A 14,896-nucleotide genomic window follows, 5' to 3' on the forward strand; every position below is an offset into this window, starting at 1 on the left:
GCCCGTTTGCCTCTGCCGCAGATCCCGTTTTCCAAGCGGTACGGTGTCCGTGCGCGCGCCCGTGTTGCGTACCCTGTCACCTCTCCCACGGCATGACGAAGCGAAGCTTCCCTGCCTTGCGTGCAGGCGGCTCGTCTTCCTTCTGCACGGACGATACCGGCGATGCGGAGGCGGCCTGCCCTTCGGGCGCGGCGGGTGCGCCTTCCGCCCGCCCGCCGTCCGCATCTTCCGCGTGGACTGCGGGCTTTCCCGCCGGCTCCTCCTGTTCCGCGCCGACGCGCGCCGCCTTTTTTGGCGCCGCTTCCTCGTCGTCCGCATAGTCGTACGAAAGTCCGCCCGTCGGTTCATCGTAGAGATCGACGGGACCGTAGCCGTACATGCGCTCCGCGCGCGCGCGCGCCGCCTGCTTGCGCTCCTGCTCCGCCTTCATCGCCTTGCTCCTGTGCGCAAGGCGCGTCGCGAGCGGTGCCGTCGATGGAAAGTCGCGCCTGAGCTGCGTCGTCATGCTGCCGATGCGCCGCACGGCGCCCGCCTCCATGCGCTGGCGCTTTTCCCGCGCTTCGCGCACGATCTCGACGGCACGCTCTTTCTGCGCGATCTCAAACTGCCGCCTCGCCTGCTCCATCTCGTTCTTTTCGTTGATGCGAAAGAGACGCCCGACGACATAGGAAAGCCCTGCTATGAGGACAAACAAGATGATCCCTGCCACCATGCGTCACACCTCCATTCAAAACCACTACGCCTATTGTACCGAAAACCGGCGCGCACGGCAAGGGGCGAGAACGATTCCTTGCACCGAAAAACGCGCACCTCCCGCTGCCGGGACATGCGCGTCCTGCGTTCTCATTTAGTCGAGGCGAATGACGCCCGGATTCGCGACCTTCCAGCCGTCGCCTTTCTTGTGGAATATGGCAGGGATGCGGATGTGAATGCCCTTCTTATCGCCCTTCTCGAAGTTCGAGGCGAACGTCTCCTTCAGCCCCTTCTTGTCGTGAAGCTCCTGCGTGTAGACTTGGTCGAGCTTCGGCACGACGGCGTATTCCGTCTCTTTTCCCGGCACGGACGCTGCCCAGCAGACGGCATCCTTAAGGCTCTGTGTCGACTCATACTGCGGCATGTGCTGATTCGCATGCTGCGTGTCGTAGCCGACGCAGACGAGGAGCTCGATCTTCTGATCCTTGATGAACTTCTCGCAGAGCGCCGGGCGCTTCTCGTCGGCCGCCGTGTCCGCGAGCGCGTTGTAGGCATCGACGAAATCCTGCCACGGCGCTTTCGGGCGCTCGTGCTTCGGCGGCTCTGCGGGTGCCGCAGGCTCAGGTTCGGACTCTGGCTCAGGGCCGGGCCCCGGCTCAGGCTCCGCTGCGCGGCCCTGAGCCTCCTCCTTCAGCATGCGTACCTCTTCTTCGAGCGCGGCAATACGCCCGGAAAGACCGCGGCGCTGATGGTGCAATGCGGTATTGAACGCCGCTGCGATGAGCGACAAGATGCCGAGCACGAGCCCGAGCGCTGCGACGAGCGCAATCACAAACGGTGAAAATACCATGTTCCCCATGGCTGCACCTAACCTTTCTCTAGATCAATCCCTTTACCGAACAAGGCGGCTTGCGCCGCCTATTTTGCTTACTGGTCAGGACTGCTGTCCCCTTCGTCGATGGACTTCTTCCTGCCACTGAGTATATCGTACAAATCGACCATATCCTTAATCTCCATGGCCTCTCGTGCCGCTATCCCGCGGTCATCGTTCGAGCCGCTCACGCCCGCCATGAAGATCTTCCCGCCGAGGCCGTACGCGACCTCTCGCATGGCGCGAAGCGCATAGGCATCGGCAGGCTGATCAAAGGTCTCGATGATGCCGCCTTCCTTTCGGTCATACGTCTCGACGGGAACAGCGGCTTCGATCTGATACGCTTCTTTCTTGCTCGTCTGAACGACGATGCCGTGGAATCCCATCGGGCGCTGCCCGAGGTGCGATACGGTGATGTAGAGCTGCACACTATTTCCATTTTGAATGATATAAGGCTGCAAGTAGATCCCGTCTTCCGTCGGCATCTCATAGGCGTAGCGCGTGCCGCCATCCCCCGTCTGCTCCATCTTCATATCCGCCGTCAGCCCGCGGATGACCTGATCCGGATTCTCTGCGGTTCCTGCTTTTTTATCGGCTTCGGCGCGCACCTTCCAACGCTCCGCGTTCTCCGCGAGCTCTTTCTGCTCGCGCGCCTCGATTTTCGCACGCGTCTCGGCATCTTTCTGGTCCTGCCGCTGCTGCATGACAACGCGAAGCTGCTGGTACTGCACGGCGGCAAAATAGCCTGCTGCTCCCGCCACGCCAACGACGAGAAGCACAATGAAAACAATCTTGAACTTGCTCAAAGCCTTGCTCCTTTCCATCCATTGCATGCGCCGTTTCCCGGAAAGGCACGCGCCCTACGCAGAAGCGACACTTCCCTTTCCCTTGATGCGCTTCGCCTTGTAGAGCGCCTGATCCACACGCCTGAACAGCGTTTCGGACGTGTCGCTGTCGCATGCCGTCGCGATGCCGCAGCTCGCTGTGAAATGGCTGCCGTCCGGCAGGATGTCAAGAGCCTTGACCTCCGCGCGGATGCGGTCGGCAATGGAGAGGGCCCGCCCCTCATCCGCACCGCCCAGGATCACGATGAACTCATCGCCTCCCCAACGGCTCGGCATGTCGGTCGCGGTGCGCGTGCACCGTTTCAAGACCTCCGCAAGCCCTTTGAGCGCACGGTCTCCCATCGCATGCCCGTAGGTATCGTTGATGTGCTTGAAATTGTCGAGGTCGAGCATGAGCAGCGTCAGCGGACGGCCTGCCTGGATCGCCTCGGGGAGCACCCGCACGAGCTCGCGTTCCGCCATGCGGCGGTTCATGAGTCCCGTGAGGTCATCGCGCTCCGCGAAATGCAGGAGGCTCGTATGCGCCTCCTCCCACTCTTCCGTGATGGTGCCGATGAAGTGGACGAGGTGCGCAATGACGGAGGTCTGATTGTGAAAGACCGGCTGCTGGACGGGCGGCAGCGGGCAAAGCGGCTCCTTTGGCGCGCCCTCCCGCATCCCAACGGTGACGAGGGTCATGTTTGTCGTCATGAGATCCCCCTCCAGATACAGGATCTCGCTATACGAATAAAAGCCGTTTGACGGGGCAATCTGTTTCAGGAGGGCAAGCTCCTGCAGCATCCCTTCCTGCAGGTAGCTCTGGCGTCCGAGACAGCTCACGACCTGCACCGCTTCGGGCTGGAACGCATGGATCTTGACATGCGCTTCCATCGCATCGCGGACGATGGCATGCGGATCGCCGTAAGACAAGCGTACCGCATCACCCACGTGAATATCCCCACCGAGAAGGACTGCCCCATCGGGACGAATGCCGCGGATGAACCGCGCGAGCGTCGCACCGCTGCGCTCCACGCAGAGGGGAAACGAGAGGATGTCCATGAGGTCGTTCCACCCCGCATCGACGCCAAGATAGCGTATGAAGAACTGGACGGCAGGCTTCGCATCAATTTCGACCACGCAGCAGGGGCCGTCAATCTTCGTAATCGTCACCGTATGGCCGAGAGGCCGCCACCCGAAGGAATGCTCGGCCGTGACCGCGAGTTCCTCGCCGCTGTATAGGATGGCCACGCCGCCGCGCTCTATTTCCTCATCCTCGGCGATGAGCCTGCCGCCCCCGAAGTACATCCTCGGATCCGTGCAGCCCGTCCACCCGCCAAAAATCACAAGGTCAGGCGCGGCCTTGGAGACCACCTCGGAAAAGCGCAAAAAATCCAACTCAAAATCCGTCAGGAGGATCTGCGCTGCACGGACATTCTTCTCCTTGCGGATCGCCTCGATAAAGCCTTCGCCTATGCGCTGCGGTACGATGTCCGAGTCTTCCCCGCAGTAAAGCGTCACATGGCTCGTCTCAAAGAATTGAAACGCGGCAAGGATCTTCGCCGCCCCTTCCCGATTCGGCACCTGCTTTGCGACGAGCGGCACGCCGGCGTCGGCAATCCCGATGGCGACATACGCTCCGACAAACCTCGCCTGTGGGAACGATGCCCGCACAGCGCGGCGCAGCGCATCCAGCAAGCCTGCCGCATCATCGCGCACAAAAACCTGGACCAGGACGGACGAGCACCGCGGCATGGCGTCTTGCTCTTTCCGTGCCTTTTCCATGCAGGAAGCAATATCCGCCTCCGTTTGGATCGCGTACGAAACCTGCTTCAAGGACAACCCTCCTAACCGAATACACAATACACGAATCCTATTCTATCTTGAGTATAAACCTAGTATAAACCATTCTATAATGGAACACAATATTTCCCTTAAGGAAGAATGCTCCTAGGAAGACCGTATGGGAATCGTTCCGCATTCTATCGTATGCAATCATAATGCGACGAAACGATGAAATCGACACATGGCGCAGCCCCGTTGGATCGCGCTGGCTATCCCACGCGCAGGACTGCGAGGATGCATCCGCATCGGACGGGACGCAAAAAAAGCCATCGGGCGCAGGTCCGATGGCCGAAAACTTTTTCCTCTTTTCGTTTTTTCGTTGTTTCGTTGTTTCGTTGTTTCATTGCCGGCTTGCCAGGAAGCAGTCCGTTCCTATGTTCCTATGGATGCCTGCGCGGCAGCCGCGTTTTTTGCCCGAAACGGAATCGGCAGGAAGAGGCGCGGCAAGCGTCACCGATTCGCGTCGAGCATCGCACCGACACTCGCGCACGTCGCGCGCGCATGCGCCTTAATGGCATCGCGCGCCGTATCGACGGCATAGCCGCCGTACGCCTCGATCATCGGCAGGTCATTGGCCTCGTCGCCGATGGCAAGGATCTCGGCGCCCTGCCAGCCGAACAGCTCAAGCGTATGCGCGATCGCCTGCTCCTTGCTGATCGACTTCGGGATGATGTCGACGGCACAGCGGTTCGGATAGGCGTGCACCGTATCGCCGTAGCGTGCGTTGACCTCCGCGCTCGCAGCGGCAGCGTCCGCAGGATCGGTGAAGCCGAGCGCGAACTGGTGCACGCGCGGAAGATCCGCAATGGCGCTCTCCTCGATCGTCACGATCGTAAAGCCCCATTCGGTCGCCTCACGCATGACCCATGAGCCTTCGCCCGCATGGCAGAGGTACGTGCGATCCGCCGCCGAAAACGCATAGTGGAACGACTTCGCCACCTTCGGAAGCGCCGCGACTTTCGCGAGAAGAGCGGGCGGAAGCTCCGCCTCCCAAAGCGGCCGATTGTCTGCGCCGCAGATGATGCCGCCGTTGTTCGCTGCGAGGTAGTCGTAACGGACGCCGTAGTGCGCGAGCATCGGGATGAGCATGCCGAGGTCGCGCCCCGAAACGACGCCGAACTTATGGCCTGCCGCCCGCCAACGTGCGATCGCCTCCGCATCGCTTTGCTCGATGCGCTCGTTGCGAAAGAGTGTGCCGTCGTAATCACTTGCTGCAAATTTCATGTCGTTCTCCTCATTTGATGTAGACGCGCGCCTCGCAGGGGCGAAGCGTGCCGCGCACCGTGTCCGCATAATTGCCGAAGAGGCGCTTCGCACCCGCATGGACGCCCTCGTCATAGGGCGCATCCTTCGCCGTAAAGTTCACGAGGACGTACGCCGTATGGTCGCCGAAGCTGCGCGAAAAGGCGTAGATGCGCTCGTCTTCCTCCATGAGCTCGCGGTAGTCGCCCGCGAGCAGCACATGCGATGCCTTTCCCGCGAGGCGCTCGTGCGCGAGCGCACGGTAGTAGTTGAGCACGGATCCGGCATCCCGCTCCTCGGCCTCGACGTTCACATCGGCGAAGTCCGGATGGACGGGGAGCCACGGCGTGCCCGCCGTGAAGCCTGCGTTCTTCTCCTTTGACCACTGCATCGGCGTGCGCGCGTTGTCGCGGCTGTGCGCCTGCACGAATGCGAGCGCCTCTTTTTGGGAAAATCCCTCGTCGAGCGCGAGCTGGTACTGCCCATGCGAGGAAATGTCGTCATAGTCTTCGATGCGCGGAAGCTTCATATTCCTCATGCCGAGCTCCTGCCCCTCGAACACGAACGGCGTGCCGCGCAGCGTGAGCAGCACCGTCGCCATCGCCTTTGCCGCGAGAATGGGATCGGCGTCTGCTGAAAAGTAGCGGCTCACGCTGCGGATCTGGTCGTGGTTCTCGAAGAAAATTGGGTACCAGCCGCTCGCCGCCGTGCCTTTCTGGCTCGCCGTGAGCGCGCCCTTGAGCTTCGTCAGCGGCCACTTCTTTGCATGGCACCAGATCTCGCCGCCCTCGAACTCGAGGTTCATGTGCGTGAACTCAAAGAGCATCGAGAACGCGCCCTTTTCCCCGACCCACTTGCAGAGGTCTTCGGGCGGCACGCTGTTCGCCTCGGCGACGGTGAAGATGTCATGCCCGTCGAACACTTCGCGGCGGAACTCGTAGAGGAAGTCGAGGATGCCCGGCGTGTTCGCGATCATCTCGTGGATGGAGACCATGCCGTCGCCCGCGTCTGGCTTTCCGTCCGCCAAGACGGACGGCTTCTTGATGTAAACAATCGCGTCGATGCGGAAGCCGCCGACGCCCTTTCTGAGCCAAAAGTTCGCCGCGTCGTAGAGCGCATGGCGCACGGCGGGGTTCTCCCAGTTGAGATCGGGCTGCGCCTCGGCAAACGTGTGGAGGTAGTACTGGCCGCGCTCCTCTACATACGTCCATGCCGAGCCGCCGAAGATGCCGCGCCAGTTCGTCGGCGCAGAGCCGTCTTCCTTCGGATCGCGCCATATATACCAGTCCGCCTTATCGTTCGTCCGATCCCGCTTCGATTCCAGGAACCACGGGTGCTGGTCGGAGGAATGGTTGTAGACGAGATCCATGACGATGCGGATGCCGCGCTTCTTCGCCTCGGCGATGAGCGTCTCCATGTCCTCCATCGTGCCGTAGGCGGGATCGATGGCGCAGTAGTCGGCGATATCGTAGCCGTTGTCGACCATCGGCGAAGGATAGCAGGGCGTGAGCCAGATCGCGCCGACGCCGAGCGACTTCAGATAGTCGAGACGGCGCGTGACGCCCGGAAGGTCGCCGGTGCCCGTTCCCGTCGTATCCTGGAAGCTTTTCGGGTAGACCTGGTAGACGAGTGTCTTCTGCCACCATTTGAGCTGATTCATGGTATTTGGTTCCTTTCGATATAACGTCCACCGCCCGCAGGCGGTGGACGAGAATTGCTATGGATTGTTCAGAAGGTAATGATCGTCGATTCGCCGACGGCAACGGGCGCATCCGGTTCCTTCTTCATCTGCGGATAGTCCGCAGAGTTCGTCACGGCGAGGATGATCGTATCCTTGTAGCCTGCCGCCTTGATCGCCTCGGAGCTAAACTGGATGAGCGGGTCGCCCGCCTTGACCTTTGCGCCGTTCTTCGTGAGGAGGCGGAAGCCTTCGCCGCCCATCTTGACCGTGTCGAGACCGATGTGGATGAGGATGTCCGCACCGTTTTCAAGGCGCAGGCCGATTGCGTGGAGGCTGTCTTCCATGATCATCGTGATTTCGGCGTCTGCCGGCGCGACGACCATGTCGTTGCTCGGATTGATGGCGACGCCGTCGCCCATCATCTTCTGCGAGAACATCTCGTCCTCGACTTCTTCGATGTCGATGAGGTCGCCGGAAGCGAATGCGACGAGCCTCATCGCGCGCGTCGGATCCATATCCGCGGCAGTCTCGCCCGAAGCGGAAGGCGCGGGGCTCGTGAGCGGTGCTTCGCCTTTCAGGAGCGCGTCGAAGTAGCCGCGCACGTTCGGCACGGATAGCCCGACGATGACCTGCAGCGCGCGCCCGTTCTTGACGAGGCCGAACGCGCCTGCCGCCGTGAACTTGCCCGCCGGCGCGACCTTGTCGGGATCGTTGACTGTGACGCGCAGGCGCGTCGCGCAGTTCGTGACTTCCTTGATGTTCGCCGCGCCGCCAAGGCAGTCGAGGAATACCTGCGCCTTGAGCGCATCGGGGTTTCCTGCCATGCCCTTCTTTTCCATCTCCTGCTTTGCCTTGTACTCGGCCTTCGAGAAGAGCTTGTCGTCCTCCTCGCCCTCCGTGCGGCCAGGCGTCTTGTAGTCATTGTGGAGGATCAGGTAGCGGAACACGGCGAAGTAGATGCCCGTGAAGCAGAGCCCGACGACAATCTGCATGATGTACGTGCCGGCATGATACTGGAAGAGCGGGATCCAGTTCTGCACGAAGCAGTCGATGAGACCGCCGCCGAAATTGCCCGAAAGACCAATCGCGAAAAGCACGGAGGAAAGCGTCGCCGAGAGGACAGCGTGCACGGCGTAGAGGAGCGGCGCGACGAAGAGGAAGGTAAACTCAAGCGGCTCCGTAATGCCCGTAAGCATTGCCGTGATCGTCGCGGGGATCAGAAGAGCCGCCGTCTTCTTGCGCTTCTCGGGCTTCGCGCAGAAGTACATCGCGAGCGCGGCGCCCGGAAGGCCGAATACCTTCGCGCTGCCGTGGAGCGCAAAGCCGCCTGCGGGGAAGAGCTCGGCGAGGCTCTTCGCGCTCGTCGCAAAGTCATTGAGGTGCTGCAGCCAGTACGCCTGGATGCCGCCGTCGCAGACCGCAGGGCCGTAGATGAACGGCAGGTAAATGAAGTGATGGAGACCGGCCGGGAGCAGGATGCGCTCCGAGAACGTGTACGCCCAGACGCCCAAGATGCCGCTCGTCTTGAGGAAGAACTGGAACGACTCGATCGCGTGCTGGATCTCCGGCCAAACCACGCAGAATACGAACGCCATCGGGATCATGACGACGAAGCCAATCGCGACGACGCATGCCGGTCCCTTGAACGTGCCGAGCCAGTCCGGCACCTGCGTGTCGTAGAAGTGGTTGTGCAGGTAGGCGCTGCAGCAGGCGATGAAGATCGCGCCGAGCATGCCCATGTCGAGCGTCTTGATGTTCGCGATCATCGCAAGCCCGGTGCCAGGGCCTGCCGCCTGCTCGTAGTTGACGCCGAAGAACGGCGCGTGCAGCGTGAGGAATCCCGAAATGAAGTAGTTGAACACCATGTAGATGACGAATGCTTCCATCGCGCAGCGCGCGGGCTCTTTCTTCGCAAAACCGATCGGGACGGCGATCGCGAAGAGGATCGGCATCTGCGAGAACACCGTCCACGCGCCCTGCTCGACCACGTACCAAAAATCATACCAAAGCGTCCCCTGTGCGGCGAGCGAGCCCAAAAGCCCCGTATTTTTCGCCACGATGGAGACGGCTACCGTGAGACCGAAGAATGCGAACAGAATGACCGGCGTGTACATCGCGCCGCCGAACCGCTGCAATTCCTGCATGACACGGTCTTTACTGATTGCCATACCAATTCTCCTTTCCGATGCCAACCGGGCACCGCCCATTCGGGGGTGCACTTCCCAACTGCTCCTAGTATAAGCCGAAACAAGGGGAATCACAATAGATTCCGCCTATCTTGACACGCCTGCACCACGGCGTAACATGGTACGCCGCGCGTACTTCGGTACAGTGGGCGTCAGCTCTCGCCTTCCCGCTCCTGCAGACGGTGCATATACATGCGGTAGCGCACGTACCATATCTCGACAAGCATGAAGTACGGCATCATCGACTTGAATGCAACGTGCCCGTCGGGATTCTCGTAGAGCTGGAATTCGGCAGGCGAGATGTAGAGATTGACCGTCGAGAGGCTCGCGAGCGTATTGTCGTGAAGCTGGGTGATCGAAATGACCGGCACATCGAGCAGCCGAAGCGAGCGCGCGAACTCCGTCACAGGCGCCGTCTCGCCTGAAAGCGAGACGATGATGAAGAGATCGTCCTTCGTGACCGACTTCAGGATCGAGCGGAACTCCTCATGTGCGGGGATCTCGAAGAGCAGCACGTTGTCGTAAAAAAAGAGCCGCTTCAGCTCTCGCAGGACATTCGCCTGCACGTAACCAGACGCATAGGCAAAGATGCGGTTCGCCTCGTGGATGAGACGGCTCGCCGCATCAAAATTGCGCTTGAAGATGCGCTCGCCCGTCTTGAGGTAGAAATCGCGCAGGTCGGCGAGCACGTCTTCGCTGTGGTAGGTCGGCTCCTGCTGCTCCAGCTTGAGCATGGCCTTCAGCTCGCCAAAGCCGTCGAAGCCGAGCTTCTGCGAGAAGCGTACGATCGTCGTGCTCGAGACGGCGCAGGCACGCGCGAGCTCGTGGATGGAAATGCGCCGTGCCTTCGCACGGTGCTGCAAAATGTACTTCCATATGACCATATCCGTTTCGCCGAGCACCGTACGCTTGGCGTTGATCAGCTCATCGAGTTTCATCGTATCTCCCTTTTGCGCGCGAAAGGACCGCCGCCTTTCTGCGCGTATCGCGTATGTGGCATAAAGCATGGAACGGGATGCATGCCGTGGATCCGTCGGTGCAATGCTTTCTACTGAATATTAATATAACACAAACAAAAGGAAAAGAAAACCGCCTGCGAAAGCGACGGTTTCCATGCGCTTCGCGCGTTACCAACGATTGCCCTTCTGCCAAAAATCGGGCGTGAGCATGACGAGCAGCGTGACCATTTCAAGCCTGCCGAGCAGCATGGAAACGCAGATCACGCTCTTCGTGAAATCCGATAGTCCCGCATACGTCTCCGTCGCGCCCGCGACGCCGAACGCAGGTCCAATGCCGCCCATCGTCGAGATGGAAATCCCGATCGCGTCGAACGCCGCAATGCCGTCTGCCGTCAGCAGCAAGGCGAAAAATGCGATGAGGAAGATGTATAGGGAAAAGAACTGCCCGACGCGCAGGAGCGTCTCCTCGCTGACCTTCGCCCCGTTCATGCGCACCTCGACGACACGGCGCGGATTGAGCTTTTGATGCACGACCGCCCATGCGTTCTTCACGAGCAGCACGACGCGCGCGATCTTGAGGCCGCTCGCCGCTGAGCCTGCACAGCCACCGCCGACCATGAGCAGGAGAAAGATGCCCTTGGAAAAGCTCGGCCACATCTCAAAATCCGCCGAGACGAAGCCCGTTGTCGAAAGCGAGCCGACCTGAAAACTCGCATAGCGAAACGCCGTGCGCCAATCCAGTCCCATCGCACAGGCGAGATTCGCCGTGATGAGCGCCATCGCCCCCGCGAGAATCCCAAGATACCATTTGAACTCCGTATTGCGCAGGAGGACCGTAGGTCCTTTCTGCCAGACGCGGTAGTAAAGGCCGAAGTTGCCGCCCGCGAGAATCATGAATACGGTCATGGCAGTCTCAAGGCGGATGCTATGAAAGTGCATCGCGCTGTCATCATACGTAGAAAATCCGCCCGCGCAGACCGTGCTCATCGCGTGCATGCCGGCCTGCATCAGCGGCAGCCCGCAAAGCACGTAGATCCCTGCCACAACAGCCGTAAAGAATACGTACATCTGAAAGAGCGCCTTCGTCATGTCACGCAGGCGCGGCAGCACGCGCTCGCGCGTTGGTCCCGTCGTCTCCGCATTGTACATGTAGATCGTACTCTGCCCCGTCTGCGGCAGAAGCGCGATAAAGATGACGATGATGCCGAGCCCCCCAAACCAATTTGTCATCATGCGCCAAAAGAGCAGACTTGCGGGAAGTCCCGAAAGCGTCGGAAAAACCGTCGCCCCTGTCCCCGTAAAGCCCGAAATGCTCTCGACCAAGCCGTCTAAAAGCCCCAAATAGCCGCCCATCAGATACGGGAGCATGCCGAGCGCCGGCGCGATCATCCAGCCAAATCCCGTGACCGCGATGCCCTCGCGCATCGTCAGTGCCTTCTCGGAAGCGCGTCCCTTCGTGTAAAGATACGTGCCAAGGAAGGCGGCGAGCGTGCATGACAGGAGGAATGCGCGCGCCGAGGCTTCGCCGCGCACCATGGCCATCACGAGCGGAATGCCCATGACAGCCGTCTCCGCGAACACGAGCCGCCCCAAAATGTAGAGGATAACCCTCGCATCCACGCTTCTTCCCTCCTTATTTCCGTCACCAATGGCGGCGGAAATACCGCACGCCCTGGTCGAGCAAAATCAAAAACGAAAAAATCTCCACGCGCCCAAGCACCATGACCACGCTCGCGAAGAGCTGCATCCATCCCGGTGCCCACGAAAAGCCGACCGGCGCGAAAAGGGACGCCGCCGCGCCCGTGCTCGTGAGACAGCCCGCCGCGACCGCCATCGCGCGCATGAGCGGCAGCCCCGAAAGCGAAAGCACGAGCGAACTCGCAAAAAAAACCGCGACGAAAAGGTAAAAGAACGTCAGGATGCGCTGCGCGATCTTCGGCGCGACGGCAAGCCCGTCCATCTTGATGCTCACGACCATGTGCGGGTGCAGCGTGCGGCGCACCTCGGCGAGCGCAAGACGCACGAGCACGGCGACGCGCATGAGCTTCAGCCCGCCGCCCGCCGCGCCGATGCAGCCGCCGACAAACGCGAGGAGCAGCAAGTAGAGCCGCGCGAACGGCGACCAGTCTGCAAGCGGCGCGGCGACGTAGCCCGTCGTCGTCAGAAACGACACGGCATGGAAAAAACCGTAGCGCAGGCTGTCAAAGAGCGCGAGGCGGTCATGGAAAAAGAGCACCGCCGACAGCAGGAAACCGCTCGCGAGAATGCCAAAGACGTATAGGCGAAGCTCCATGTCGCGCCAAAGCAGCGCAAAGCGCCTGCTGTGCCAAGCGCGCCAGCAGAGCAGGAGATTCATTCCTGCAAACAGCATCGTGATGCCGCCCGCAAGCTCGAGCGCGCCGTTTGCGTGCGCGGCAAAGAGCGCATAGTCCGCACTGCCGCCCGACGACACCGTCACCATCGCGCGCGTCACCGCTGCAAGCGGCATAAGCCCCGCGAGGAAATACAGGACGGAGGAAACCGCCGTAAGCGCGGCGTATACCGAAAGCCCCTGCCGCACCGAGGCGACCATGCGGTTCCAGACCGGGCTGAAGGAGAGCGACTGCCGCGCCGTAAGCGTAAGCCCGAAGCAGCCGCTGACATTCGGCAGGATGGCGACGAGCACGATGACAAAGACGCCGCCGCCGACCCAGCAGAGCAGGCTGTGCCAGAGCACGACGGACCGCACCGTCACCTCCGGGTACGACAAGCAGCTCAGCCCCGTCGTCGTCAGTGCCGACATGCTTTCAAAAAACGCCGCCGCAGGCGAGGAAAGGACATGTGCGAGGAGAAACGGCTGCATGGAAAACAGCGCGAGGAACGGCCATACGCCGACCATCGCAAGCGCGCTCTCGACGACGCGCATCTGCCGCCGCCCGCCTTCGCCCATGGCGGCAAGGCGCGCAAGCAGCGTGCCGCCCGCCGCCGCGCAAAGCGCTGGCAGAAAAAAAGGAAGGGCATCTTCGCCCCAAAGCAGCGCCGCAGCGAGCGGCACGAGGAGAGCGAGCGCGAGAACCTGCGCCATGCGCCCCAGAAACAGCGGCAAAAGCGAATCCACCTGCCCCACGGGCTCTCCCTCCTTTCCGGTTCCCGCGATCACTTCCCCTTGAAGTACGCCATCGCCTGTTTCGAAAAATCCGTCTGCACGAACAGGATGACGCGGTCGCCCGCAAGGAGCGTCGTATTGCCGTTCGGAATCGCCGCCTCGCCGCCGCGCACGTAGGCACAGACGAGGCACTCGCGCGGCAGCGCCGCGTCCTTTAAGGGGATGCCGACGACGGGGGCGCCCTCCTGCACGATGACCTCGACCGCCTCTGCCTTCGCGCCCTCCAGGAGCGACACCGAGACGACGCCGCCGCGCCGCGCGAATGCGAGCACCTCGCTTGCGGGCAGGAGGCGCGAGGAGAGCACGATGCTCACGCCGACCTTCTCCATGAGCTCGACGTACTCGTTCCGTTCGACGCGCACGACTGTCTTCATGTCCTTCTTCGAGAGATGGCGCACGAGCAGCGCGAGCATGAGATTCAGCTTGTCGTCCTCCGTGAGGCAGATGACGACATCGGCATCCGCGACGCCCTCTTCCACCAAAAGATCCATGTCCGTCCCGTCGCCGCAGATGGAAAGCCCGTCCGTGAGCTTGTCTGCCATGAGGCGCGACCGTTCCGGGCTCTTGTCGATGACCTTGACGTGCACGCCCTGCGCCTCCAGGAGAAGCGCGAGCGCGCGCCCCGTACGCCCCGCGCCGATGATGACGACGCGGTGCAGCTTCCGCGCCGCGCGCTGCACGAAATTCTGGCTGAATGCTTCGATCTCCTCGGGGATGCCGATGAAATACGCGTTGTCGTGCGGCATGAGGCAGTCGTCGCCATGCGGGATGATCATGCGGTGATCGCGGAAAATCATGCCTGCGAGGACGCCCGGCGGCAGCTTGATCTTCTTGAACGGGATCCGCGCGAGCGGGGAGCGGCGCTGCACCTTCGTCTCGAAGAGCCGGATCTTGCCATGCGCGAAATCCTCGACATTGAGCGCGGCAGGCGTCATGAGGATGCGGTTGATCTCGTACGCCATGATGAGTTCCGGATTGAGCATGAGATCGATGTCGAAATTCTGCTTGAGGTAGTCCTTCGCCTCATGGATGAACTGCATGTCGCGGATACGCGCCGCCGTATGCGTGATGCCGTGCTTCTTCGCGAGGATACAGGCGACCATGTTGACCTCATCGCTCGCCGTCACCGCGATCAGGATATCCGCACCGCGCACATCGGGATCGTCCATCGTGATCGGGCTGGCGCCGTTTGCCGCGATCGCGAGCACGTCGAGCGTATTGCGGACGGCTTCAAGCTGCGCGTCGTCATGGTCGATGACGACGACGTCAAACTGCTCCTTCGACAAGAGCTCCGCAATGCTGTACCCGAGCTTCCCTGCCCCGACAACGACAATCCGCATAACGCGCCTCCTCAGTCACAAAAACACATTTTCATTATACCACAAAAGACACCTTCCACGACAATTCGCCGAAAAAGGTGCCGCAACTTGTGGAAACGCTGCATTCATCCGTG

General features: G+C 61.2%; 11 protein-coding genes. All 11 read right to left on the reverse strand.

The annotated features are described in order from the left end of the window. Nucleotides 1-76 precede the first annotated feature (76 nt). Nucleotides 77-712 carry a hypothetical protein gene (locus HMPREF1985_RS03065; protein ID WP_021770993.1) on the reverse strand — a complete coding sequence of 212 codons (636 nt, stop codon included), beginning with the start codon at nt 710-712 and terminating at the stop codon, nt 77-79. Between the two features lie 135 nt (nt 713-847). Then, the gene (locus HMPREF1985_RS03070) at nt 848-1,552 is read right to left on the reverse strand and encodes a hypothetical protein (RefSeq protein ID WP_021770994.1); all 705 of its coding nucleotides are present in this window, start codon (nt 1,550-1,552) and stop codon (nt 848-850) included. 68 nt (nt 1,553-1,620) lie between these two features. Then, nucleotides 1,621-2,370: a hypothetical protein gene (locus HMPREF1985_RS03075; protein WP_040636891.1), complete on the reverse strand. Its 750-nt coding sequence runs from the start codon at nt 2,368-2,370 to the stop codon at nt 1,621-1,623. A gap of 54 nt (nt 2,371-2,424) precedes the next feature. Next, nucleotides 2,425-4,221 (reverse strand): sensor domain-containing diguanylate cyclase, encoded by a 1,797-nt coding sequence (locus HMPREF1985_RS03080; protein ID WP_021770996.1) that lies wholly within the window; start codon nt 4,219-4,221, stop codon nt 2,425-2,427. 459 nt (nt 4,222-4,680) lie between these two features. Further along, nucleotides 4,681-5,454 carry an HAD-IIB family hydrolase gene (locus tag HMPREF1985_RS03085; protein WP_021770999.1) on the reverse strand — a complete coding sequence of 258 codons (774 nt, stop codon included), beginning with the start codon at nt 5,452-5,454 and terminating at the stop codon, nt 4,681-4,683. Nucleotides 5,455-5,464: 10 nt separating this feature from the next. Continuing rightward, nucleotides 5,465-7,132: a glycoside hydrolase family 13 protein gene (locus HMPREF1985_RS03090; protein WP_021771000.1), complete on the reverse strand. Its 1,668-nt coding sequence runs from the start codon at nt 7,130-7,132 to the stop codon at nt 5,465-5,467. Between the two features lie 68 nt (nt 7,133-7,200). Further along, on the reverse strand, nt 7,201-9,321 hold the full coding sequence (locus tag HMPREF1985_RS03095; RefSeq protein ID WP_040636893.1) for an alpha-glucoside-specific PTS transporter subunit IIBC: 2,121 nt from the start codon (nt 9,319-9,321) through the stop codon (nt 7,201-7,203). 170 nt (nt 9,322-9,491) lie between these two features. Continuing rightward, nucleotides 9,492-10,277 carry a MurR/RpiR family transcriptional regulator gene (locus HMPREF1985_RS03100; RefSeq protein ID WP_040636895.1) on the reverse strand — a complete coding sequence of 262 codons (786 nt, stop codon included), beginning with the start codon at nt 10,275-10,277 and terminating at the stop codon, nt 9,492-9,494. Between the two features lie 189 nt (nt 10,278-10,466). Continuing rightward, entirely contained in the window at nt 10,467-11,918 is a 1,452-nt protein-coding gene (locus HMPREF1985_RS03105; protein WP_021771003.1) for a TrkH family potassium uptake protein, read from the reverse strand. Nucleotides 11,919-11,940: 22 nt separating this feature from the next. Further along, nucleotides 11,941-13,404 (reverse strand): TrkH family potassium uptake protein, encoded by a 1,464-nt coding sequence (locus HMPREF1985_RS03110; RefSeq protein WP_051349044.1) that lies wholly within the window; start codon nt 13,402-13,404, stop codon nt 11,941-11,943. A 29-nt stretch (nt 13,405-13,433) separates the two neighbouring features. Then, nucleotides 13,434-14,783, reverse strand: a complete 1,350-nt coding sequence (gene trkA / locus HMPREF1985_RS03115) for a Trk system potassium transporter TrkA (protein WP_021771005.1) — start codon at nt 14,781-14,783, stop codon at nt 13,434-13,436. Nucleotides 14,784-14,896 lie beyond the last annotated feature (113 nt).

It is taken from the genome of Mitsuokella sp. oral taxon 131 str. W9106 (assembly GCF_000469545.1).
Taxonomy (GTDB): domain Bacteria; phylum Bacillota; class Negativicutes; order Selenomonadales; family Selenomonadaceae; genus AWVT01.

Coding starts and splice junctions, on each gene's coding strand:
- HMPREF1985_RS03065 (WP_021770993.1), bottom strand. CDS start 712: ATGGTGGCAGGGATCATCTTGTTTGTCCTCATAGCAGGGCTTTCCTAT.
- HMPREF1985_RS03070 (WP_021770994.1), bottom strand. CDS start 1,552: ATGGGGAACATGGTATTTTCACCGTTTGTGATTGCGCTCGTCGCAGCG.
- HMPREF1985_RS03085 (WP_021770999.1), bottom strand. CDS start 5,454: ATGAAATTTGCAGCAAGTGATTACGACGGCACACTCTTTCGCAACGAG.
- HMPREF1985_RS03090 (WP_021771000.1), bottom strand. CDS start 7,132: ATGAATCAGCTCAAATGGTGGCAGAAGACACTCGTCTACCAGGTCTAC.
- HMPREF1985_RS03095 (WP_040636893.1), bottom strand. CDS start 9,321: ATGGCAATCAGTAAAGACCGTGTCATGCAGGAATTGCAGCGGTTCGGC.
- HMPREF1985_RS03100 (WP_040636895.1), bottom strand. CDS start 10,277: ATGAAACTCGATGAGCTGATCAACGCCAAGCGTACGGTGCTCGGCGAA.
- trkA (WP_021771005.1), bottom strand. CDS start 14,783: ATGCGGATTGTCGTTGTCGGGGCAGGGAAGCTCGGGTACAGCATTGCG.